Annotated in this window: 19 protein-coding genes and 1 pseudogene; 12 read left to right on the forward strand and 8 right to left on the reverse strand. The window is 62.8% G+C overall.

Features of this window, described 5'->3' with window-relative positions; all coding sequences use genetic code 11:
• Positions 1–283: 283 nt before the first annotated feature.
• The 3 genes and pseudogenes from AC3ISR_RS10775 to AC3ISR_RS10785 form a co-directional block, all read right to left on the reverse strand.
• Positions 284–1,471 (reverse strand): annotated as a pseudogene (locus AC3ISR_RS10775) (HAMP domain-containing protein); the annotation flags it as partial.
• Between the two features lie 42 nt (positions 1,472–1,513).
• On the reverse strand, positions 1,514–2,404 hold the full coding sequence (locus AC3ISR_RS10780) for a bestrophin family protein (protein ID WP_192300896.1): 891 nt from the start codon (positions 2,402–2,404) through the stop codon (positions 1,514–1,516).
• 85 nt (positions 2,405–2,489) lie between these two features.
• A complete protein-coding gene (locus AC3ISR_RS10785; protein WP_463984882.1) occupies positions 2,490–2,789 on the reverse strand; it encodes an ArsR/SmtB family transcription factor in 300 nt (99 codons plus the stop codon).
• 92 nt (positions 2,790–2,881) lie between these two features.
• Between AC3ISR_RS10785 and AC3ISR_RS10790 the strand changes: the two genes are divergently transcribed.
• The 3 genes from AC3ISR_RS10790 to AC3ISR_RS10800 all read left to right on the forward strand — a co-directional run bounded on the left by AC3ISR_RS10790 (position 2,882) and on the right by AC3ISR_RS10800 (position 7,819).
• Positions 2,882–3,973: an NADH:flavin oxidoreductase/NADH oxidase gene (locus AC3ISR_RS10790; protein WP_192300898.1), complete on the forward strand. Its 1,092-nt coding sequence runs from the start codon at positions 2,882–2,884 to the stop codon at positions 3,971–3,973.
• A gap of 212 nt (positions 3,974–4,185) precedes the next feature.
• Positions 4,186–6,321, forward strand: coding sequence for a TonB-dependent siderophore receptor (locus AC3ISR_RS10795; protein ID WP_463984883.1), 2,136 nt, complete (start codon positions 4,186–4,188; stop codon positions 6,319–6,321).
• A gap of 127 nt (positions 6,322–6,448) precedes the next feature.
• Entirely contained in the window at positions 6,449–7,819 is a 1,371-nt protein-coding gene (locus tag AC3ISR_RS10800; RefSeq protein WP_489324735.1) for a hypothetical protein, read from the forward strand.
• A gap of 123 nt (positions 7,820–7,942) precedes the next feature.
• On the opposite strand, the gene AC3ISR_RS10805 is transcribed toward AC3ISR_RS10800, so the two are convergent.
• Entirely contained in the window at positions 7,943–8,665 is a 723-nt protein-coding gene (locus AC3ISR_RS10805; protein ID WP_017739605.1) for a FadR/GntR family transcriptional regulator, read from the reverse strand.
• A 48-nt stretch (positions 8,666–8,713) separates the two neighbouring features.
• Positions 8,714–10,450 carry an IlvD/Edd family dehydratase gene (locus AC3ISR_RS10810; protein ID WP_192300901.1) on the reverse strand — a complete coding sequence of 579 codons (1,737 nt, stop codon included), beginning with the start codon at positions 10,448–10,450 and terminating at the stop codon, positions 8,714–8,716.
• Positions 10,451–10,642: 192 nt separating this feature from the next.
• On the opposite strand from AC3ISR_RS10810, the gene AC3ISR_RS10815 reads away from it, so the two are divergent.
• From AC3ISR_RS10815 to araH, 7 genes are all read left to right on the forward strand, one after another.
• Positions 10,643–11,965, forward strand: a complete 1,323-nt coding sequence (locus tag AC3ISR_RS10815) for an MFS transporter (protein ID WP_192300902.1) — start codon at positions 10,643–10,645, stop codon at positions 11,963–11,965.
• 16 nt (positions 11,966–11,981) lie between these two features.
• A complete protein-coding gene (araD1, locus tag AC3ISR_RS10820; protein ID WP_463984885.1) occupies positions 11,982–12,971 on the forward strand; it encodes an AraD1 family protein in 990 nt (329 codons plus the stop codon).
• Between the two features lie 10 nt (positions 12,972–12,981).
• A complete protein-coding gene (locus tag AC3ISR_RS10825) occupies positions 12,982–14,562 on the forward strand; it encodes an aldehyde dehydrogenase (NADP(+)) (RefSeq protein WP_463984886.1) in 1,581 nt (526 codons plus the stop codon).
• Positions 14,563–14,600: 38 nt separating this feature from the next.
• On the forward strand, positions 14,601–15,464 hold the full coding sequence (locus tag AC3ISR_RS10830) for an SMP-30/gluconolactonase/LRE family protein (protein WP_463984887.1): 864 nt from the start codon (positions 14,601–14,603) through the stop codon (positions 15,462–15,464).
• Positions 15,465–15,549: 85 nt separating this feature from the next.
• Entirely contained in the window at positions 15,550–16,554 is a 1,005-nt protein-coding gene (locus AC3ISR_RS10835; protein ID WP_463984888.1) for a substrate-binding domain-containing protein, read from the forward strand.
• Positions 16,551–18,053, forward strand: coding sequence for an L-arabinose ABC transporter ATP-binding protein AraG (araG, locus tag AC3ISR_RS10840; protein ID WP_489324736.1), 1,503 nt, complete (start codon positions 16,551–16,553; stop codon positions 18,051–18,053). The genes AC3ISR_RS10835 and araG overlap by 4 nt, the downstream gene beginning before the upstream one ends.
• Before the next feature lie 9 nt (positions 18,054–18,062).
• Positions 18,063–19,031, forward strand: a complete 969-nt coding sequence (araH, locus tag AC3ISR_RS10845; protein WP_192300908.1) for an L-arabinose ABC transporter permease AraH — start codon at positions 18,063–18,065, stop codon at positions 19,029–19,031.
• A gap of 116 nt (positions 19,032–19,147) precedes the next feature.
• On the opposite strand, the gene AC3ISR_RS10850 is transcribed toward araH, so the two are convergent.
• Positions 19,148–20,296: an aldose epimerase family protein gene (locus AC3ISR_RS10850; protein WP_192300909.1), complete on the reverse strand. Its 1,149-nt coding sequence runs from the start codon at positions 20,294–20,296 to the stop codon at positions 19,148–19,150.
• 137 nt (positions 20,297–20,433) lie between these two features.
• Here AC3ISR_RS10850 and AC3ISR_RS10855 point away from each other — a divergent pair, with 137 nt between their 5' ends.
• Positions 20,434–21,201 carry an SDR family NAD(P)-dependent oxidoreductase gene (locus AC3ISR_RS10855; protein ID WP_463984745.1) on the forward strand — a complete coding sequence of 256 codons (768 nt, stop codon included), beginning with the start codon at positions 20,434–20,436 and terminating at the stop codon, positions 21,199–21,201.
• Positions 21,202–21,353: 152 nt separating this feature from the next.
• Here AC3ISR_RS10855 and AC3ISR_RS10860 read toward each other — a convergent pair whose 3' ends face one another.
• A complete protein-coding gene (locus tag AC3ISR_RS10860) occupies positions 21,354–21,950 on the reverse strand; it encodes a glutathione S-transferase family protein (RefSeq protein ID WP_463984746.1) in 597 nt (198 codons plus the stop codon).
• Between the two features lie 132 nt (positions 21,951–22,082).
• Here AC3ISR_RS10860 and yghU point away from each other — a divergent pair, with 132 nt between their 5' ends.
• Entirely contained in the window at positions 22,083–22,916 is an 834-nt protein-coding gene (gene yghU / locus AC3ISR_RS10865; RefSeq protein WP_192300912.1) for a glutathione-dependent disulfide-bond oxidoreductase, read from the forward strand.
• A 156-nt stretch (positions 22,917–23,072) separates the two neighbouring features.
• Here yghU and AC3ISR_RS10870 read toward each other — a convergent pair whose 3' ends face one another.
• Positions 23,073–23,999: a sugar ABC transporter substrate-binding protein gene (locus tag AC3ISR_RS10870; RefSeq protein WP_192300913.1), complete on the reverse strand. Its 927-nt coding sequence runs from the start codon at positions 23,997–23,999 to the stop codon at positions 23,073–23,075.
• Between the last annotated feature and the right edge of the window lie 15 nt (positions 24,000–24,014).

Here is a 24,014-nt window from a genome sequence, read left to right on the forward strand (position 1 = left end):
GCTTGAGTACGCTGCCGGTGGCTTCGCCGATGTGTTGCTGGCCGTTGTGTACGTCGCGGTAGCCCTCATCGGCACTGGTGGCGGCGGCGCTGCACGAGCGTGCGACTTCGTTGGAAGTGGCGACCATCTCGTTGAACGCGGTGCTGACCAGTTCCACGGCTTCGCGCTGGCGGCCGGCGGCCTGGTTCATGTTGTTGGCGACGTCGCTGGTGTCGGCGGCGGCGCTTTGCAGGTCGTTGGACGCACTGCCGATACGCTGCACCAACTGCGCAATCGCGCCGAGGAACTGGTTGAACCAGCCGGCCAGGGTCGCGGTTTCGTCCTTGCCTTGCACGCTGAGTTTGCGCGTCAGGTCGCCTTCACCTTCGGCGATTTCCTGCAGGCCATCGGCCACGCCGCGGATCGGTCGCACGATCATGCTGGCGAAACTCGCACCGACGAGGGCGAACACCACGGCCAGCGCGGCGGCGATGGCGGCGATCAGCCAGGTCAGGCTGGAGGCGCCGGCCATCACCTCGTCGCGCTTGATCAGGCCGATGAAGCGCCAGCCCAGGTCTTTGGAGCTGACCACGTTGACCATGTAAGGCACGCCGTCGATCTCGATCTGGGTCGCGCCGTCAGTGCGCTTGGCCAGTTCGGCGTATTGCGGGCCGAGGTCGGCCAAGGGCTTGAAGTTGTGCTTGGCATCGCTGGGGTCTACCAGCACGTTGCCGTTGCCTTCCACCAGCATCAGGTAACCGCTGTCGCCCAGTTTGATGTTGCGCACCAGTTCGGTGAGTTGCTTGAGCGACACGTCCAGGCCAACCACGCCGAGGATGTTGCCGGTGGCGTCGGCAACGGTGTGCACGGTGCCGATCAGCACCACATCGTCCGGCGCCCAGTAGTACGCCCCGGTACGCACGGTAGTGCCCGGTGCGGCGATGGCGGCTTTATACCAAGGGCGCACGCGTGGGTCGTAGTTGTTCAGCTTGGTGTCGTCGGGGTAGCTGGCGTAACCGCCGTCGGCGAGGCCGAGGGACAGGTAGGCGGTGCTGGGGTGGCTTTTGGCGAACTGGTCGAAGATCGCCAGCAGCTCTTTATTCGTTTGGGTCAGGGGGATTTGCGCGGCGTCGGCACCGGCGTAGCTCTTGAGGTCTTTGGCTGCGACAACGCGCGGGTCCTTGGCCACATATTCAACGTTCTGGCTGATGCCGTCGAAGAATTGCTTCATGCCATTGTCGATCTGGCGGATCTCGCGGCTACTGCTGTCGAGGAAGTTGGCCACGGCCGCATCCCGCAGGTTCAGTACCACCAGCACGGCCACCAGGATCACCGGCACGCATGCGATGGTCGCAAACGCCCAGGTCAGCTTGTGTTTGATATTCATGACATCTCCCGCAGGGTACTTATTAGAGTTGGCAAGGCGGAGAAAAGCAGCGAAGAGCGTCGCATGTGTTGTTTTTAGGGGGGATTGCCCATGCGTACCCCCCATATATCGACCAGCAGGGCACGCACTTTAGGCGTCGGGCAGCGTTTAGCCGATACGCTCGCCACCCAGTGCATCGCGCTGCATCGATTGCAGGTTTTTTTCAATGGTTTCGCAGATGGTGTCCATCTGGATCTGGTGTTCGCTGGAGTAGAACGGGCTTTGCAGGTCGGTGCCGATACGCTCGATGGCCAGCAGCATGAAGCCCACCACCGTGGAGGCCAGCGGAGTGAACCAGCCGAGGGATTCCACCAGGCCCACCGGCACGATCAGGCAGAACAGTGAGATGAATAGGCGCGGGAAGTATACGTAGGGGTAGGGCAGTGGGGTGTTGGCGATGCGCTCCATGCCGCCCTGGGCGTTGGACAGGTCCACCAGGGTCGATTCCAGCCGCGCCAGGCGGATGCTGTCGAGGTGGCCGGCCTTGTACTCCCTGGCGAGCAACGTCGCCGAACCGGTAAGGATGTCGTTGGCAAAATTATTGGTGGCGCCGCTGCGGGCAAACTCATCGGCGGGGATAAACGCACGGACCTCGTCAGGGCACGGCTGGCCCTTGAGGTGCGCGGCCAGGCAATTCACATAGGCCACATGCCGACGCAGCAGGGTGGCCTTGACCGGGTTCACTTCGTCGTCCGCGTCATCCAGCAGCGTCAGCACCTGGCGCGCAAAGCTGCGCGAATTGTTGACCATCGCCCCCCACAGCGTGCGCGCCTCCCACCAACGGTTATAGGCGCTGCTGTTGCGAAAACTGATCAGCACCACCAGCGCCGAGCCAAGCAGGGTCAGGGGCATCAGCGGCAGGTTGATCTTGTAGGTGAGGAACAGCATGAAGTCCACGGTGACGGCGACGTCCCACAGCAACAGCCAGAACAGGGCCCAACCGACGTAGCCCATGGTTTTGATGATCAGGCGGTATTTCTTGATGATGGCGGCTTTCAAACGACGACCTCGCGACGAGCGGTGGGCAACAGTGCCTTAGCTCGGACGCGGGGTAGGGGGGAAAGGTTCGCTGCTGAAACGTTTCTTATTGCTGGGCGAGGATGCTGGCGAGCAAGCCCGGGAAGCGGGTTTCCAGCTCATCGCCGCGCAATGAGTTCATGTGCGTGGTCCCCACACTGCGCGTCTGCACCAGCCCGGCATCGCGCAACACACGAAAGTGGTGGGACATGCTCGACTTGGGCCGCCCGCCATCCAGTTCGCCACAGCTGGCTTCGGCAACACCGGCCAGGCAACGCACGATGTCCAGGCGCACCGGGTCGCTCAGCGCGTAGAGCACGCGTTCGAGGGTGAGGTCTTGGACAAGGGGGTGTTTGAAGGCTCGCATGAAATGAATCATAACAGGGGGCTATCGCTGAATACTATAGTTCGATTACCATCGAACTATCGAATCAACCACCCCCTTGCTGGAGTCGTCCCATGGCCGCCTTGTTCGAACCGTTCAAACTCAAAGACGTCACCCTGCGCAACCGCATCGCCATCCCGCCGATGTGCCAGTACATGGCCGATGACGGCATCGTCAACGACTGGCACCACGTGCACCTGGCCAGCATGGCCCGTGGTGGGGCAGGGCTGGTGGTGGTCGAGGCCACCGCCGTGGCGCCGGAAGGCCGTATCACCCCGGGTTGCGCGGGGATCTGGAGCGATGCCCATGCGGCCGCGTTTGTGCCGATGGTCAAGGCGATCAAGGCTGCCGGCTCGGTGCCGGGCATCCAGATCGGCCACGCCGGGCGCAAGGCCAGTGCCAACCGCCCGTGGGAAGGCGATGACCATATGCCCGCTTCCGACGCCCGTGCATGGGAAACCATCGCGCCGTCGGCGATTGCCTTTGGTGCCAACCTGCCACAAGTGCCTCGCGCCATGACCCTGGACGACATCGCCCGCGTACGCCAGGACTTCGTCGACGCCGCCCGCCGTGCCCGCGACGCCGGTTTTGAATGGATCGAGCTGCACTTCGCCCACGGCTACCTGGGCCAGAGTTTCTTCTCCGAACACTCCAACCAGCGCACCGACGCCTACGGTGGCAGCTTTGACAACCGCAGCCGCTTCCTTCTGGAAACCCTGGCCGCCGTGCGCGAAGTCTGGCCGGAAAACCTGCCGCTGACCGCGCGTTTCGGTGTGCTCGAATACGACGGCCGTGACGAGCAGACCCTCACCGAATCCATCGAACTGGCCCGTCGTTTCAAGGCCGGTGGCCTGGACCTGTTGAGCGTCAGCGTCGGCTTTACCATCCCGGACACCCATATCCCGTGGGGCCCGGCATTCATGGGCCCGATTGCCGAGCGCGTGCGCCGCGAAGCCGGTATCCCGGTGACTTCGGCGTGGGGGTTTGGCACGCCGCATCTGGCGGAAGAAGCCTTGCAGGCCGGGCATCTGGACCTGGTTTCGGTCGGCCGTGCCCATTTGGCTGATCCGCATTGGGCGTACTTTGCGGCCAAGGAACTGGGCGTGGAGAAGGCGTCGTGGACCTTGCCGGCGCCTTACGCGCATTGGTTGGAGCGCTATCGCTGATTGGCGATAACGCCAAGGCTGGAAAAAATCCAACGGTGGAAGGGGGCTTGCTCCCTCCCACCGTTGCTTCGCGTCAAGCCGATACAAAGTGGTTACCCGAAAAATAGTGAATGAGAACGCATATCAATTGATCTGCGGTTGGTATAGCATCGCGCCGCGAAAATCTGGCAGCTATGCCGCTCCATTTGGCTCATTCACTAGGTTCATCATTCATGCGTCGTACCCTGGTTTCCATTTGTGTGCTTCAGGCGTTTTCCCCCTTCACCTGGGCAGAAGTCGCCCCGACCGACAAAGCCAGCGTGGAGTTGCAAGCCACCTCCATCACCGGCACCGCGGACTACGAGACCGCCCAAGGCCCGGTCAAGGGATACCTCGCCACACGTTCCGCCAGTGCGACGCGCACCGACACCTCGATCCATGAAACCCCGCAATCCATCAGCGTAGTGACCAAGGATGCCGTCGAAGACATCGGCGCCACCCGCCTGCAAGACGCGCTGGACTACGCCGGCGGCGTCGGCCGTGCCAACAACTTCGGCGGCCAGGGCCTCACTACCTTCACTGTGCGCGGTTTCACCACCGGCGAGTTCTACCGCAACGGGTTCCCGATCAACCGTGGCTACCCGAACATGCCGGACGCCAACACCATCGAACGCCTCGAAGTACTGCGCGGCCCGGCCACTATGCTGTACGGCCGTGGCGACCCAGGCGGCACCTTCAACGTGGTGTCCAAGCAACCACTGCCCGAGCGCACCGTGACCCTGGGCAGCCAACTGAACGACCAAGGCATGAAGCGCGGCACCCTCGACGCCTCCGGCCCGCTGGATGACGAAGGCCGCCTGGCCTATCGCCTGAACGTGGTGGGCGAGGGCGGCGAGACCTTTCGTGATCATGTGGAAACCGAGCGCTACGGCGTGACGCCGGTGATCACCTGGCAGGCCAGCGACGACACCAAGGTGATCTTCGAAGGCGACTTCATGCGCAACAACCACCCGCTGGACCGTGGCCTGACGCGCTTCGCCAATCAAAAAGGCACCGCGTCCCGCGATACGTTCTGGGGCGACAAGGATGTGGGCAAGCTGCACAACGACAACAGCATGGCGCAGTTGCGCTTTGAGCATCTGCTGAATGAGAACTGGACCTTGGGCGGTGGATTCCAGTGGTTGGATGGGACGTTGCAGGGCAATGCTATTGAGGCCAACGGTCCCGCCAGCCTGAACGCCGACGGTCGCACCCTGCAACGCAACTTCAACTACCGCAAGCTGGAATGGACCGACAAAGACACCCAGCTCAACCTCACCGGGCATTTCTCCGCAGGCGGTTTCGAGCACACCTTGCTGACCGGTGTCGAATTTGAAAACTACGACTACAAATCGATCATCCGGCGCTCCAGTGCGGCGGCTGGCACTTACCCCATCGACATCTTCGATCCGGTCTACGGCCAGGCACGTCCGCCGCTCACCCGCACACCGACCCATGACAAGGAAAACCTCAAGACTTACGCCGCATTCGTGCAGGACCAGGTTGCGCTCACCGAGCGCCTGAAAGTGCTGGCCGGCGCGCGTTTCGAGCGCTTCGAACATGACTACGAAAGCTATGTGAGCGGTGTCAAACCCTGGAGCGCCGCGGACAACGCGGTCACTCCGCGCGTGGGTGTGACCTACGACCTCACCGACACCGTAGCGGTCTACGCCGACGCTGCGCGTTCGTTCAAGCCAAACACCGGCGCGGCCCGCGTCGGTGGCGGGTTCGAGCCGGAGAAGGGCAAGTCCTATGAGATGGGCGTGAAGTGGGAAGCACTGGATCGCCAGCTGAGCGTCGATGCCGCGATCTATCAGATCGAGAAGAAAAACGTCCTCGCCACCGACCCGGTGGATTCGGCCTTCAGCGTTGCCGCAGGCCAGGTGCGCAGCCGTGGTTTCGATCTCAACGTGGCGGGCAACCTTACGCCGCAATGGCGGGTCATCGGCGGCTATGCCTATGTAGACGCCGAAGTCACCAAGGACACCACGCTCCGCTCCGGCACCCGCCTGATGAACATCCCGCGCAACAGCTTCAGCCTGCTCAACGTGTACGAGTTCCAGGACGGCACGCTGAAGGGCCTTGGCCTGGGTGCAGGTGCCAAATACGTGGATGAGCGCGCAGGCCAGACGGCAAACACCTCGTTCGCCATGGATGCCTACACCGTCGTCGACCTGCTTGGCTACTACAAGGTCAACGACAAAGTACGCCTGAACCTCGACGTGAAAAACCTGTTCAATCGCGAGTTTGAGGAAGGTGCGTTCGGTAATATCTACGCCTACCCCGGTGCCCCCCGCACCGTCCAGGTCGGCATTGCCTACACCCTGTAAAACCCCGCGCGGCTTGCAGCCAATTGCAAGCCGCGTCACACCCCTGACAAATCCCCGCCGATAAGCATTTACGTCCACCCCCATTTGATGAGAAAAGCATGTCCATTTTCCCGGATATGGACATCTCATGCCTCGTTCAACCCTGATAGCCCGTGTGCTTTTCACGCTGGTGGTCGTCCTGGCGCTCTGGTACTGCTGGATTCTCATCAGCGCCACCCAGCAAATCGGCGGCGCCAGCCCCGCTCAACAGACCCTCGGCACCTTGCCCGGCGTGCGGCCACGCGCGGTCGCCAAGGACTGCACCGGGGTGGTGGTGACCGCCCAGGGCACGTGGCTGGTGGGGCGCGTGGAAAATGAATATGAACAGCTGGCGCCGTCGGCCGAGCGCATCGACCTGAATGGGTTGGTTGCCGGCAAACCACGGGACACGTCCCAAACCAGCGTTATCGCGCGCCTGGATGCCGACGGCGTGTTCAAGCCGGTAGCGCAGGTCAGTGGCACGGCGTGCCTGGTGACGAGTGCAGACGGTGCAAGGGTTGTGCTGTTGACGGACATTTATCGGGCCGACGATGGGGGCGCCCAGAACGTGGTGTTTCGCAGCGATGACCAGGGCAAAAGCTGGGCGTGGCTGCGCGACGGGTTTTTCCCTGACGTGAGCGGTGCGGCCACCACGATCACGCCGTACTTCTACGGCAAGGACGAGGTCTGGGCCTGGCGCTGGGCCGACGACATCGAGCCGCTGTCCGGGGTGTTTTACTCCGACGATGGCGGTGCCCACAGCACGCCGATCACGGTGACAGAGCCGCTGGCAGTGACCGCCGACTACGTGCGCAGCCAGCACCCGGACATCCAGGAGTGGCGCGACTCGGTCGACCAACTCACCCATGTCCTGCAAGTCAGCCCGCAGCGTGCGTTTATCTGGGTGTCCCAGCGTTATTGGGCCAGCCATCCCGATGGCAAGAGCGATAACCTGGCGTTCAGCGTCACCACTCGTGTACAGGTGCAACGCGTGGCTGGGCAGTGGCAAGTGGAGAACCTGCAGCGGGACAACGGCCTGTATATCTCCGAACTGGCCGACAACGGCGCCGGTCGTGTGATCGGGCTGATCGACCAGGGCTCCGGCGGTCGCACGCTGGTCGCCGAGCTGGACACGGGCAGCCTGGCCTGGAAACCCCTGGGCGAGCTACCCAACGTGTTCTCCCCACTGCCCGCCAAGACCCAGGCGTTCGGGCTGTGGGTAGGACGTAACAGCCTGCTGGTCAACACCTACAGCGGCCACCGTCCGCCGCGTTGGCTGTATTGGTGGGGTGAGGCGAACATCTCGGCCGACGCGGTGTTCTATTCCCAGGACTGGGGCCAGTCCTGGAAACGCCTGGCGTTGGACGGCTACATGGGCGAGCGCGGGTTTGAGGGGAAAAGCGACCGGGTGATCTGGAGCAAGCAGGATTACGGCGCCGACACCGTCCTCAACACCTACCGCTTGCACCAAACCCCGTAGTGAGCGGGCTTGCCCCGCGCTGGGTGGCGAAGCCGCCCCAAATCCAGCCCCCCCGGTTTTTCTGAAACACCGCGGCGCACCGTTTGGGGCGGCTTCGCCACCCAGCGCGGGCAAGCCCGCTCACTACAGGGGGGTGAGGACGTTCATGACGGTGTCCAGCGCTACGCGTGTGTCGTCCAGTTGCACCAGAGAGGCATGCCGCGCACCCAGTGCGTCGCGGTTCTGGATCGCGGTGAGGATCGCCTTGTGCCGGGGCAGGCTCAGGCCCTGGATGTCGGGGCGGCGGTTGGTGATGTTGATCGATTCGCGCAGCGGCAACGACAGCATGTTGCACATGTAGGCCAGCAGGTCGTTGCGCGTGGCGTCGGCGATGGCGCGGTGGAAGTCCAGGTCGGCCTGTAGCAGCTCTTCGTGGGTCTTCGCGGTTTCCATGCCCAGGTAGGCTTTTTCGATGGTGGCGATGTCTTCATCGGTAGCCGTGGTCGCGGCCATGGCGGCGATTTCCGGTTCGAGGATGCGCCGCACACCGGCCAGGGTGTTGAAGAATTCGCTGTGGGGCGTGGACTGCATCAACCAGGACAGCACGTCCGGGTCGAGCAGGTGCCATTTCAAGCGTGGCCGTACCACCGCGCCGACCCGTGGCTTGGAATACACCAGGCCCTTGGCGCTGAGCACCCGCGTCGCCTCGCGCAACACCGAGCGGCTGACCTTGTACTCCTCGCAGAGCGTGGCCTCCAGGGGCAGCTTTTCTTCGGGCTTGAAGCGCCCGGAAACGATGTGCATGCCCAAGTCCTGAACGATCTGGGCATGCATGCTCTTGCGCGGCTTGGGCGGCTGGTGATCCATAACGACGGGGAGGCTCTGGCTTAAAGACGCCGCATCATAGCATCCCAATTAGTGGGAATGCCGGGGGACTTCCGCCCCTCGGCAGCCCACCAGGAAGTCAAAGTCGCAACCCTGGTCCGCCTGCAGCACATGGTCGATGTACAGCTGGCGATAGCCGCCGACGATCAGCTTCTGCGGCGGTGCAAGATCGGCCATGCGCGCCGCCAGTTCGGCGTCGGGGATGTCCAGGTGCAGGCGGCCGTTGGCGCAGTCCAGCTCGATCCAGTCACCTTCCTGCACCGTGGCCAACGGCCCGCCAGCCGCCGCTTCCGGCGCCACGTGCAAGACCACGGTGCCGTATGCGGTGCCGCTCATGCGCGCGTCGGAAATCCGCACCATGTCCGTCACGCCCTGGGCCAGCAGCTTGGCCGGCAAGCCCATGTTGCCCACCTCGGCCATGCCCGGGTACCCCTTCGGCCCGCAGTTCTTCATGACCAGAATCGAGTTGGCATCCACGTCCAGTTCCGGGTCGTTGATGCGTGCCTTGTACATGTCGAAGTTCTCGAACACCACCGCACGGCCGCGATGCTGCATCAGTTCCGGGCTGGCGGCCGACGGCTTGAGCACCGCACCCAGCGGCGCCAGGTTGCCGCGCAAGACGCAAATGCCGCCGTCGGCGCGGATCGGGTTGTCGAGGGTGCGGATCACTTCATCTCTGCCGTAGATCGGTGAGTCCTTGGTGTTCTCGCCGAGGGACTTGCCGTTCACGGTCAGCGCATTCGGATGCGGGATCAGGTTGGCTTCACCGAGGCGGCGCAACACGGCGGGCAGGCCGCCGGCGTAGTAGAACTCTTCCATCAGGAAGCGCCCCGACGGCTGCAAGTCGACGATGGTCGGCATGCCGCGGCCCATGCGGGTCCAGTCGTCCAGGTCGAGTTCGACGCCGATGCGTCCGGCGATGGCTTTGAGGTGAATCACCGCGTTGGTCGAACCGCCGATGGCCGCGTTCACGCGGATCGCGTTTTCAAACGCCTCTTTGGTGAGGATCTTCGACAGCTTCAAGTCTTCACGCACCATCTCCACCGCACGCATGCCAGACATGTGCGCCAACACATAACGTCGCGCATCCACCGCCGGAATCGCCGCGTTGTGGGGCAGGGAAGTACCCAGCGCCTCGGCCATGCAGGCCATGGTCGAGGCGGTGCCCATGGTGTTGCAGGTGCCCGCCGAACGCGACATGCCGCCCTCGGCCGCGAGGAAATCGTCCAGGGTAATCGTGCCGGCCTTGACCTGTTCGCTGAGCTGCCAGACCACTGTGCCCGAACCGATGTCCTGGCCCTTGTGCTTGCCGTTGAGCATTGGCCCGCCGGTGACCACGATGGCTGGTACGTCGCAACTGGCGGCGCCCATCAGCAGGGCGGGGGTGGTCTTGTCGCAGCCGGTCAGCAGCACCACGCCGTCAATCGGGTTGCCGCGAATCGCTTCCTCCACGTCCATGCTCGCCAGGTTGCGCGTGAGCATGGCGGTAGGGCGCAGGTTGGATTCGCCATTGGAGAACACCGGGAATTCTACCGGGAAGCCACCGGCCTCGATCACGCCGCGTTTGACGTGCTCGGCGATCTGGCGGAAATGCGCGTTGCACGGGGTCAACTCCGACCACGTATTACAGATGCCGATGATCGGTTTGCCATGGAACTGATGGTCGGCAATGCCCTGGTTCTTCATCCAGCTGCGGTACATGAAGCCGTTCTTGTCGGCAGTACCAAACCACTGGGCGGAGCGTAGGCCGGGCTTTTTATCAGACATGATCGATTCTCTTATTGTATGACTATATGTTCTATGCGTGCTTAAACATAAGCGCAAAATCGCTGCTTTGGAAGAGTTGTTTTGCAAATAGTCCTACTATATAGTCTTTCTCAACTGAGGTATGACCCTGGCGGATTTTCGCGAGAGGCGTCCCCCGAGCTTCTATAAAAACAACAATCCGGAGATCGACCCATGAGCCAGGAACTGCGGCTTATTCGGCGCATCACGCTGAAACTGATTCCCTTCCTGATCCTGCTGTACCTGATCGCCTACGTGGACCGTTCCGCCGTGGGCTTTGCCAAGTTGCACATGGGCGCCGACGTCGGCATCGGTGACGCCGCCTATGGCCTGGGCGCGGGGCTGTTCTTTATTGGCTACTTCCTGTTCGAGATCCCCAGCAACCTGATGCTCGACCGCTTCGGCGCACGGCGCTGGTTTGCGCGGATCATGATCACCTGGGGCACGATCACCATCGGCATGGCCTTTGTGCAGGGCCCGCACAGCTTCTATGTGATGCGCTTTCTGCTCGGCGCGGCGGAGGCGGGGTTCTTCCCTGGCGTTCTGTACTACATCACCCAGTGGTTCCCGGTGCGCCATCGCGGCAAGATCCTCGGGTTGTTCATCCTCTCCCAGCCCATCGCGATGATGATCACCGGCCCGGTGTCCGGTGGTTTGCTGGGCATGGACGGCATCCTCGGCCTGCACGGCTGGCAGTGGCTGTTCATCGTCATCGGCACCCCGGCGATCCTGTTGACCTGGCCGGTGCTGCGCTTCCTGCCGGACGGGCCGAAGCAGGTCAGCTGGATGAGCGCCGACGAGAAGGCCTGGCTTACCGGCGAATTGAACAAAGACCTGCAAACCTACGGCCAGACCCGCCACGGCAACCCGTTGCATGCCTTGAAAGACAAACGCGTGTTGCTGCTGGCGCTGTTCTACCTGCCGGTGACCCTGAGCATCTACGGGCTGGGCCTGTGGCTACCGACTCTGATCAAGCAGTTCGGCGGCAGCGACCTCACCACGGGTTTCATCTCCGCCGTGCCTTACCTCTTCGGCATTATCGGCCTGCTGATCATCCCGCGCAGTTCCGACCGCTTGAACGACCGCTACGGCCACCTTGCGGTGCTCTACGTACTGGGCGCCATCGGGCTGTTCTTCAGCGCCTCGCTCAGTGTGCCGGTGCTGCAAATGGCCGCGCTGTGCCTGGCGGCATTCGCGATGTTTTCCTGCACCGCAGTGTTCTGGACCTTGCCGGGGCGCTTCTTTGCGGGGGCCAGCGCGGCGGCGGGCATTGCGTTGATCAACTCGGTGGGCAACCTCGGCGGCTATATCGGCCCGTTCGTGATCGGTGCGCTCAAGGAATACACCGGCAACCTCGCTTCGGGCCTGTACTTCCTGTCCGCTGTGATGGTGTTCGGCCTGCTGCTGACCGGCGTGGTCTACCGCCTGCTGGAACGCAAGCACGTGCTGCCCGCCGACCAATTTGCCGCCAGCGCCCGTGGCGCCACACGTACTTGATTCAAGGAGAAAAGGCATGCGTTTAGTTCAGTTTGAAGTGCACAACAGTGAGCGCCGGGTCGGCGTGGTGCAGGGCGCGCAATTGCGCGAAGTGCAGGGCGCCCGCAGCGTGCGGGAATTGGCCCTGGCCGCCATCGACGCCGGCGTCGGCCTGGCGCAACACGTGAACAGCCTGGGCCTGGGCGCCAGCCACGATTACGCGGCATTGCTCGCCGCGCTGAAAATCCTGCCACCGCTGGATCACCCCGACCCCGCTCACATGCTTATCAGCGGCACCGGCCTGACCCACCTGGGCAGCGCCGCGGCCCGCGACAAGATGCACCAGGCCGGTGACGACACCGCCCTGACCGACACCATGCGCATCTTCAAATGGGGCGTGGAGGGCGGCAAACCCGCTGCCGGCCAGGCGGGTGTGCAACCGGAGTGGTTCTACAAGGGGGACGGCAGCATCGTCGTGCGCCCCGGCGCCGCGTTCCCGGTGCCACCCTTTGCCGAAGACGCCGGTGAAGAGCCGGAAATCGGCGGCCTCTACGTCATCGGCCCGGACAGCCGGCCTTATCGCGTCGGCTTCGCGGTGGGCAACGAGTTCTCCGACCACGTGATGGAGCGCAAGAACTACCTGTACCTGGCCCATTCCAAACTGCGCAGTTGCAGCTACGGCCCCGAGCTGCGCATCGGCGAGCTGCCCGCGCATTTGTCGGGCAGCAGTCGCATCCTGCGCAACGGTGAAGTGATCTGGCAGAACGAGTTCCTCAGCGGCGAGGCCAACATGTGCCACAGCCTGGAAAACCTCGAATACCACCACTTCAAGTACCGCCAGTTCCTCACGCCGGGCGATGTGCACGTCCACTTCTTCGGCACCGCCACGTTGTCATTCGCCGACGGTATACGTACCCAGCCGGGGGATGTGTTCGAGATCAGCCAGACCGAATTCGGCGCGCCGTTGGTCAATAGCGTCGGCAGCAGCGATGCGGCATTCGAACCCGGCCACGTCCTCACCCTTTAAGGAGCCCCTCATGTCCCAGTTTCTCGGCCACAACTACATCGGCGGCCAGCGCAGCGCCAACGGCAGCGTCACACTCAAGAGCGTCGACGCCAGCACCGGCGAAGCCTTGCCCCAGGATTTTTACCAGGCCACCGCGCAGGAAGTCGACGCCGCCGCCAAGGCCGCCGCGCAGGCCTACCCGGCCTACCGTGGATTGAGTGCAGCCCGGCGTGCGCAGTTCCTCGATGCGATCGCCGATGAACTGGATGCGTTGGGCGATGATTTTGTCGAGCTGGTCTGCCGCGAAACCGCGCTGCCCGCTGCCCGCATCAAAGGCGAGCGCGGGCGCACCAGCGGCCAGATGCGCCTGTTCGCCAGTGTGCTGCGGCGCGGTGATTTCTACGGCGCACGCATCGACAAGGCGTTGCCGGAGCGCCAGCCACTGCCGCGCCCGGACCTGCGTCAATACCGCATCGGCCTGGGCCCGGTCGCCGTGTTTGGCGCGAGCAACTTTCCCCTGGCGTTTTCCACAGCCGGCGGTGATACCGCGGCTGCGCTGGCCGCAGGCTGCCCGGTAGTGTTCAAGGCCCACAGCGGGCACATGGCGACCGCCGAGCGCGTGGCGGACGCGATTATCCGCGCCGCCGACGCCACCGGCATGCCGGCCGGTGTGTTCAACATGATCTTTGGCGCGGGCGTCGGCGAGGCGCTGGTCAAGCACCCGGCGATCCAGGCCGTGGGCTTTACCGGCTCGCTCAAGGGCGGGCGTGCGTTGTGCGACATGGCGGCGGCGCGGCCGCAACCGATCCCGGTGTTTGCCGAGATGTCGAGCATCAACCCGGTGCTCGTGCTGCCCGAGGCGCTCAAAGCCCGCGCCGAAACCATCGCCCGCGACCTGACCGCCTCGGTGGTGCAGGGCTGCGGCCAGTTCTGCACCAACCCTGGCTTGGTGATCGGCATCGCCTCGCCGGCCTTCACCGCGTTCACCCAACAAGTGGCGCAATTGATCGGCGATCAACCGGCACAAACCATGCTCAACGCCGGCACCCTGGGCAGTTATGGCAAGGGCCTGGAAAAACTCCTCGCACACCCCGGCATCGAGCATCTGGCGGGCAACCCGCAGGCGGGCAATCAGGCGCAGCCGCAGCTGTTCAAGGCTGATGTGCGCCTGTTGATCGACGGCGATGAAGTGTTGCAGGAAGAAGTCTTCGGCCCCACCACGGTGTTTGTCGAAGTGGCTGATCAGGCTCAGCTCAGTGCCGCTTTGCACGGCCTGCATGGCCAGCTCACCGCAACCCTCATCGGCGAGCCGAATGACCTGCAACAGTTCGCCGAACTCACGCCGCTGCTGGAACAGAAAGTCGGGCGCATCCTGCTCAACGGTTACCCCACCGGCGTCGAAGTCTGCGACTCGATGGTACATGGCGGCCCGTACCCGGCAACGTCCGATGCCCGTGGCACCTCGGTCGGCACCCTGGCCATCGACCGCTTCCTGCGCCCCGTGTGCTTCCAGAACTACCCTGATAGCCTGCTGCCCGACGCGTTGAAAAACGCCAACCCGTTGCGTATCCAGCGGTTGGTGGATGGCACGCCATCGCGTGACCCGCTGTAAGACGCAGACCTGAGAACAACAACAATCCAGGAGGCAACATGTCGTTTCACGCCGTTACCGCACACCGTGCGCAACTGGGGGAGAGTCCGTTCTGGGACGTGCCCACCCAGGCGCTGTACTGGGTCAATATCGCCGGCAAGCAGGCGCTGCGCCTGATGGGCGGGCAGTTGCAGGTGTGGCAGTTGCCCGAGCATGTCTCGGCGTTCATCCCGTGTGAGCGCGGCGATGCGTTGGTGACGTTGAGCAGTGGTGTGCATCGCCTGGATCTGGTCACCGAAGCCCTGACGTTGTTGTGCGTCGCCGACCCGCAGCCGGGCAACCGCAGCAATGAGGCGCGCTGCGATGCCCAGGGGCGCCTGTGGCTGGGCACCATGCAGAACAACATCGGCGAACAGGGTGAAGACCTGCCGATTACGCGCCGTTCCGGCGGCCTGTTTCGTATCGATGCCGATGCGCAGGTCACGCCGTTGCTCGGCGGCTTGGGCATCCCCAACACCCTGCTGTGGAACGAGGATGCCAGCCTGGTGCACTTCGGCGACAGCATGGACCGCACGCTGTACCAGTTTGCAATCCGGCCGGACGGCCAGCTCGACCCCGCGCAGGCGTGGTTCGGCGCCCACGCACGCGGCGTGCCGGACGGCTCGGCGATGGACGTTGAAGGCTACTTGTGGAATGCGCGCTGGGATGGCAGTTGCCTGCTGCGTATCGCGCCAGATGGGGAGGTGGACCGCATCATTGAACTGCCTGTCAGCCGTCCCACCAGTTGTGTGTTCGGTGGGCCGGACCTTACCACCCTGTATATCACCAGTGCCGCCAGCCCTTTGGATCACCCGTTGGACGGTGCCGTGCTGGCAATGGAAGTGGATGTGCCCGGAAAGCCTTGCACGCGTTTCGCCGGATAACGAGCGAGCCTGAGCTGTGGTGAGGGAGCAAGCTCCCGCGCCACAAGAACCGTTCTACCTAAAAACAACAACAAGGAGTCACCCTATGAATCGTCGTCGTGGTATCCGTTCCCTGTGCGCCGCCGCCGTAGCGGTCTCGGCCATGAGCTTGAGTGGGCTGTTGCTGGCCGCTGAAGAAGTGAAGATCGGCTTTCTGGTCAAGCAGGCTGAAGAACCGTGGTTCCAGACCGAATGGGCCTTCGCCGAAAAAGCCGGCAAGGACCATGGGTTTACCGTGATCAAGATCGCCGTGCCCGATGGCGAGAAAACCCTTTCGGCCATCGACAGCCTCGCGGCCAACGGCGCCAAGGGCTTTGTGATCTGCCCGCCGGATGTGTCCCTCGGCCCGGCCATCGTCGCCAAGGCCAAGGCCAATGGCTTGAAAGTCATGGCGGTGGATGATCGTTTCGTCGATGCCAAGGGCAACTTCATGGAGGACGTGCCGTACCTGGGCATGGCCGCTTTCGAAGTCGGCCAGAAACAAGGCGCGGCCATGGCTGGCGAAGCGAAAAAGCGCGGTTGGGACTGGAAGGACACCTACGCGGTGATCAACACCTATAACGAACTCGACACCGGTAAAAAACGCACCGACGGTTCGATCAAATCCCTGGAAGAAGCCGGCCTTCCCAAGGACCACATCCTCACCGCCGCCCTGAAAACCCTCGACGTGCCGGGCAGCATGGACGCGACCAACTCGGCCCTGGTCAAGCTGCCCAGTGGCGCGAAAAACCTGATCATCGGCGGCATGAACGACAACACCGTGCTTGGCGGCGTGCGCGCCACCGAAAGCGCCGGCTTCAAGGCGGCCAACGTGATCGGCATCGGTATCAATGGCACCGACGCCATCGGCGAGCTGAAAAAGCCGAACAGTGGTTTCTTCGGTTCGATGCTGCCGAGCCCGCATATCGAGGGCTACAACACCGCGAAAATGATGTTCGACTGGGTCACCAAGGGCACGGAACCGGCGAAGTACACCGCCATGGATGAAGTGACGCTGATCACCCGCGACAACTTCAAGGAAGAACTGACCAAAATCGGGTTGTGGCAATGACCGCTGCGGCCCTGCGCTTTGACGGCATCGGCAAGACCTTTCCCGGGGTCAAGGCGCTGGATGGCATCAGCTTTACCGCCCACCCGGGGCAGGTGCACGCCCTGATGGGCGAGAACGGTGCGGGCAAGTCGACGCTGCTGAAAATCCTTGGCGGCGCCTACATTCCCAACAGCGGCTCGCTGCACATCGGCGCGCAGACCATGGCCTTCAAATGCGCCGCCGACAGCATCGCCAACGGCGTGGCGGTGATCCACCAGGAGCTGCACCTGGTGCCGGAAATGACCGTCGCCGAAAACCTGTTCCTCGGGCATTTGCCGTCGCGGTTCGGCGTGGTCAATCGGGGCTTGCTGCGCCAGCAGGCCCTCGCTTGCCTCAAGGGCCTGGCGGATGAAATCGACCCGGCCGAAAAGCTCGGCCGCCTGTCCCTGGGCCAGCGCCAGCTGGTGGAAATCGCCAAGGCGCTGTCCCGTGGCGCCCATGTGATCGCGTTTGACGAGCCCACCAGCAGCCTGTCGGCGCGGGAGATCGACCGCTTGATGGCGATCATCACGCGTCTGCGCGACGAGGGCAAAGTGGTGCTCTACGTGTCGCACCGCATGGAAGAAGTGTTCCGCATCTGCAACGCGGTGACGGTGTTCAAGGACGGCCGCTTCGTACGCACCTTCGACGACATGAGCGCGCTGACCCATGACCAGTTGGTGACGTGCATGGTCGGGCGCGACATCCAGGACATCTACGATTACCGCCCGCGTGAGCACGGCGAAGTGGCGTTGAAGGTCGACGGTTTACAAGGCCCCGGCTTGCGTGAACCGATCAGCTTTGACGTGCGCAAGGGCGAGATTCTCGGCCTGTTCGGCCTGGTTGGGGCAGGGCGCACCGAACTGTTCCGTCTGCTCAGCGGTTTAGAGCGCACCAGCGCCGGTCGCATGGAGCTGTGCGGCGCGCCGCTGCAACTGCGCTCACCGCGCGATGCCATCGCCGCCGGGGTGCTGCTGTGCCCGGAAGACCGCAAAAAGGAAGGCATCATCCCGCTGTCCAGCGTCGCCGAGAACATCAACATCAGCGCCCGTGGCGCCCATTCGGCGTTCGGCTGGTTGTTGCGTGACGGCTGGGAAAAGGGCAACGCCGAGCACCAGATCAAGGCGATGAAGGTCAAGACGCCGAATGCCGAGCAGAAGATCATGTACCTCTCCGGCGGCAACCAGCAGAAGGCCATTCTCGGCCGCTGGCTGTCGATGCCGATGAAGGTGCTGCTGCTCGACGAACCCACCCGCGGTATCGATATCGGCGCCAAGTCGGAGATCTACCAGATCATCCATACCCTGGCAGCAAGCGGGGTTGCGGTGATCGTGGTGTCCAGCGATTTGATGGAAGTGATGGGCATCAGCGACCGCATCCTGGTGCTGTGCGAAGGCGCGCTGCGCGGCGAACAAACCCGCGCGCACGCCACTGAATCCAACCTGCTGCAACTGGCCCTGCCGCGCAGCCTGGCGAACTGAGAGAGAACCATGACCACTCAACACAACGCGCTGCCCACGGCACGCAAACCCCTGGATGTGCGCGCACTGCTCGACAACTGGGCGATGCTGCTGGCGGCGGTGAGCATCTTTTTGCTGTGCGCCTTGCTTATCGACAACTTCCTTTCGCCGCTGAACATGCGCGGGCTGGGCCTGGCGATTTCCACGGTGGGCATCGCCGCCTGCACCATGCTGTTCTGCCTGGCGTCCGGGCACTTCGACCTGTCGGTGGGCTCGGTGATTGCCTGTGCCGGGGTGGTCGCGGCCATCGTGATGCGCGATACCGACAGCGTGTTGCTCGGCATCGGCGCGGCATTGCTGATGGGCCTGGTCGTCGGGCTGATCAACGGCATCGTCATCGCCAAGTTGCGGGTCAACGCGCTGATCACCACCTTGGCGACCATGCAGATCGTGCGCGGCCTGGCCTACATCTTTGCCAACGGCAAGGCGGTGGGCGTGTCCCAGGAACAGTTTTTCGTGTTCGGCAACGGCCAGTTGCTGGGCGTGCCAGTGCCGATCCTGATCACCATCCTGTGCTTCCTGTTCTTCGGCTGGCTGCTCAACTACACCACCTACGGGCGCAACACCATGGCCATTGGCGGCAACCCGGAGGCCGCGCTGCTGGCCGGCGTGAACGTGGATCGCACCAAGATCCTCATCTTCGCCGTGCACGGCCTGATCGGCGCGCTGGCCGGGGTGATCCTGGCGTCACGCATGACCTCGGGCCAGCCGATGATTGGCCAGGGCTTCGAGCTGACCGTGATCTCGGCCTGCGTGCTGGGCGGGGTGTCGTTGAGTGGTGGGGTGGGCATGATCCGTCACGTGATCGCCGGGGTGTTGATCCTGGCGATCATCGAGAATGCGATGAACCTGAAGAACATCGACACGTTCTACCAGTACGTCATCCGTGGCTCGATCCTGCTCTTGGCGGTGGTCATCGACCGCATGAAACAACGCTGACTCCAAGCCATGTGAGGAACCAAATGTGGGAGCGGGCTTGCTCGCGAATGCGGTGTATCAGATTCAAATGTGTTGACTGACACACCGCATTCGCGAGCAAGCCCGCTCCCACAGTTTTAGTCCGCGGTGAATCTGAAAATGGTGTTCTGGGTGTAGGTCTGGCCTGGGTTCAGGCGGGTGGATGCAAAGTTCGGCTGGTTGGGCGCATCCGGAAAATGCTGGGTCTCCAACGTAAACCCACTCCAATGCAGATACGTCTTGCCGGCTTTACCCTTCACCGAACCATCGAGGAAGTTGCTGGTATAAAACTGCACCCCAGGCTCCGTGGTAAACAGCTGCAAGCGCCGTCCCGACTCAGGATCACGCACTTCGGCCGCCAGTTTTTTCACGTCGCCCTTGCTATCCAGCGCCCAGTTGAAATCAAACCCACCGCTCTTGGGCTCGGCAAACTTGAGCTGCGGATGATCGTCCTTGATGTGCTGCCCAATCGGCGTCGGCGTGAGGAAGTCCATCGGCGTGCCCTTGACGGGCGCCAGTTCGCCGGTTGGGATCAGGGTGGCATTGACCGGCGTGTAATGGCTGGCGTGCAGGGTGGCGACCTGCTTGAGAATGTCGCCATTACCCGCGCCGGCCAGGTTGAAGTAGCTGTGGTTGGTCAGGTTGAGCACCGTGGGTTTGTCGGTGGTGGCCTTGTAGTCGATGTGCAGTTCGTTGTTGTCGTTGAGGCGGTAGGTGACTTCGGTCTTGAGGTTGCCGGGGAAGCCCATCTCGCCGTCCTTGGACAGGTAGGTGAGGGTCACGCCCACCGAGTCCTTGGCCTTGATTGGCGTGGCGGTCCACACATGTTTGTCAAAGCCCTGGGCGCCGCCGTGCAACGCATTGGGGCCGTCGTTGAGCGGCACTTGGTAGCGCTTGCCGTCGAGTTCAAACGCGCCGCCGGCCAGGCGATTGCCAAAGCGCCCGATGGTCGCGCCAAAAAACGCCGTGCCGGCCTGGTAGCCCTGCACATCGTCGAAGCCGAGCACCACGTCTTCGACCTTGCCGTGTTTGTCCGGCACCTTGAGCGCCTGCAACACGCCGCCGTAGGTGATCACCGTGGCTTGCATGCCATGGCTGTTACGCAGGATGTACTGTTCGACGGCGGTGCCGTCGTTGGTTTTACCGAAGGGTTTGTGCTCGCTGCTCAGGCCTGCCGCCTGGGTGCCGCCACTGGCGATCAGCATGGACATGGCCAGGCCCGAGAGCAGGTATCGAGGGTGCTTCATGGTCGAACTTCCTTTTGTTGTTTTGAGTGGAATAGTTCTACTAATGTGCGATATTTTGTCTGTTGGACAGCGAATTTATAGCCTTTAAACAGGTTTTTGCAAAATAAAATAAGACTAATTAGACGAGGCAGCATTTTATGACCACCACACACGCCGTTTACCCCGACCTAGAAGGCAAGACCGTGCTGATTTCCGGCGGCGCCTCGGGCATTGGTGAATTCATGGTGCGCGCGTTTGCCGCCCAGGGTGCCAAGGTCGGCTTTGTGGACCGCGCCCAAAGCCAGGGCGAACGCCTGGCGGCGTTGTTGAGCTCACGGGGGCATACGGTGGAATTCGTGCAGTGCGACATCACTGACGAGATCGCCTACAAGGCCGCCATCGCGCGTTTCGAACACTCCCTGGGGCCGATCACCGTGCTGGTGAACAATGCCGCCAATGACGTGCGGCACACCCTGGAAGAGGTCGACTCGGACACCTTCGACCGGCTCATCTCGGTGAACCTCAAGCACGCCTTCTTCGCCGCCAAGGCCGTAGTGCCGATGATGAAAGGCGCGGGCGGCGGGGCGATCATCAACCTCGGTTCGGTCGGCTGGATGATGGCCTCGGCCGGCTACCCCGTGTACGCCGCCAGCAAGGCTGCCGCCCACGGCATGACCCGTGCGTTGGCGCGAGAGCTGGGGCCGAGCCGGATCCGCGTGAACACCTTGGTGCCGGGTTGGGTGATGACCGAGAAACAACTGGCGATGTGGGTCGACGACGCGGCGAAGGAATTGATCAGCCGCAGCCAGTGCCTGCCGGGCAGTGTGTTGCCGGAACATATCGCCAACATGGCGTTGTTTCTGGCCTCGGATGCCTCGGCGATGTGTTCGGCGCAGAACTTTATCGTGGATGGTGGGTGGGTCTGATCCTCAATCTTCCAGTCAACAAAGCACTCATGTGGGAGCGGGCTTGCTCGCGAAGGCGGTGTACCAGTCGGTAAATCCAGTAACTGACACTCCCCCTTCGCGAGCAAGCCCGCTCCCACACAAACTCACTCCTACAGGTGGATAGGGGGTGTTTATTCGATGGGGTATTTCTTGAAGGCAGGGTGTTGCTCCAGTCGCTCGGCCAGGCGTTGCAGGTTGGGGAATGCCTGGGCATCGACCACCGACGCCACGGTGTACTGGCTGAACGACCATGCCACCGCAGCCGTAAGGCTGGCCTGGTTCAACACGTCACTGTCGGCCACGTGCTTGTCCAGCAACGAATACGCCGCGAGCAATTGCCCCGTGACCCGCTCCAGCCATGGCGCGTGCAACTTCTCGGCGGGGCGCAGGTTGTGTTCATAGACGATCTGCACGCTCTTCTCGCAGGCGGCCAGCGCCAGGCCCAGCACTTGCAAGTCATGGGCGCGTGCCTTTGGGGCCTGGGGCAGCAGCTTTTTGTCGGCCGGGGCCAGGTTTTCCAGGTAATCCAGGATCAGGCTGGAATCCATCAACACCGTGCCATCGTCCAGCACCAGGGTAGGGGCCTTGACCACCGGGTTGATCTGGGAGAATTCGTTGAAGGTGCTGAACACCGACAGCGATTGATGCTCGAATGCCACCCCATACAGCTCCAGGGAAATGGCCACGCGGCGTACGTACGGCGAGTCCAGCATGCCGATCAATTTCATGAAGCCTCCATTGCTCACTACGTCATTGGCCCAAGAGAGTAAGGGCAGGTGATAGGCCTGCGCAATATCTGACGTCAATGGGTAAGATGGCCTACGAATTCGTTGATCGTAAACGCCTATGGAGCAGTCAGCATGACCGACTACGTACCCCCGAAAGTATGGACCTGGGACACCGAAAACGGCGGCACCTTCGCCAGCATCAACCGGCCCATCGCCGGTGCTACCCATGAGAAACAACTGCCGGTGGGCAAACACCCGTTGCAGTTGTATTCCCTGGCCACGCCCAACGGGCAGAAGGTCACGATCCTGCTCGAAGAGCTGCTGGCCCTGGGGCACAGCGGTGCGGAATACGACGCCTGGCTGATCAAGATCGGTGACGGCGACCAGTTCGGCAGCGGGTTTGTCGGCCTCAACCCTAACTCCAAGATCCCGGCCTTGCAGGACCGCAGCGGCGCCACGCCGATTCGCGTGTTCGAGTCCGGCGCGATCCTGCAATACCTGGCCGAGAAGTTCGGTGCGTTCTTCCCCACTGAACCGGCGGCCCGGGCGGAGTGCCTGTCGTGGTTGTTCTGGCAGATGGGCAGCGCGCCGTACCTGGGCGGTGGTTTCGGGCATTTTTATGCGTATGCGCCGAGCAAGATGGAATACGCGATCAACCGCTTCGCCATGGAAACCAAGCGTCAACTCGACGTGCTGGACCAGCGCCTGGCAGTCAGCGAGTACATTGCCGGGGATGAATACACCATCGCCGATATTGCGATCTGGCCTTGGTACGGTGGTTTGGTCAAAGGCCGTTTGTACGGTGCGGCGGAGTTTTTGTCGGTGCATGAATACAAGCATGTGCAACGCTGGGCCGATGCGATTGATGCACGGCCGGCGGTGCAGCGTGGGCGTAGGGTGAACCGGGTTTCCGGTGAGCCGCATGAGCAACTGGCCGAGCGCCATGACGCCAGCGATCTTGATTAACGCAGTTGTAAAAGGTGGGCGCGGGCTTGTGTGGGAGCGGGCTTGCTCGCGAATGCGGTGTATCAGTCGACAAATCCGCTGACTGGCACGCCGTCTTCGCGAGCAAGCCCGCTCCCACACAAGCCCACTCCCACAGTTGGATCTGCACATATCAATCTATTGGTAGCGTTGCTCGTAGATCGCGACCTGTTCGGGCTTGATCAGCTCAAACGGCACCCACACCTCTGACTCAATCGCTTCACCCTTGATCATCCTGATCGCCGACTCCACGGCTTTGGCTGCCTGGGCTTTTGGGTCCTGGAACACTGACGCCGCCAGCAACCCACGCTTCACCGCCGCCAAGCCATCCGGCAAGCCATCGATCCCCACAATCGCCACTTCGCCCTTGGCTTTCCCCGCCTGCTGCAACGCCATCCCGGCGCCGATCGCCATTTCGTCGTTGTTGGCAACAATCGCATCGAACTGCGTCCCCGCCAGCAGCCAGTTGCTGGTCAGGTCCATGCCCTTGTTGCGTTGCCATTCGGCGCTCTGCTGCTCCACCACCTTGATCCCGGGATAGTCCTTGAGCACCTGCCTGGCGCCTTCGGTGCGGTCGTGGGTCGCGTTCTGGGCGAGGTCGCCCATGATGATCGCCACATTGCCCTTGCCGCCCAGTTTCTCGGCGAGAAAGCGCATCTGCAACTGCCCGGCCTCGATGTCGTTGGAGGCCACGGTGACCACGCCCTTGGGCAGGCTGCGCTCATCCGGGTGGCGGTTGACGTACACCAGCGGCTTGTGGGCGGCCACGGCGGCGCGGGTCATGTTGGCGGTGGCGGAGGTGTCCACCGGCAGCACAATCACTGCGTCGACGTTCTGGTTCAGGAAGCCTTCGACCTGATTGAGCTGGCGCACCACATCACCCTGGGCGTCTTCGAACTGGATCTGCACGCCCTGTTGCCTGGCGGCCGTTTCCAGGCCGTTGCGCACGTAGGTCATGAAGTTGTCGTCGACCCGGGCAATGCTCACGCCGATGCGGTAATCGGCGAATGACCAGGGGCTGACCAGCAGCAACAGCGAGGCAACAATCAACGAGTAGCGGTTCATAGGGGGGGGCCTTTT

Source organism: Pseudomonas sp. GL_117, from assembly GCF_057835125.1.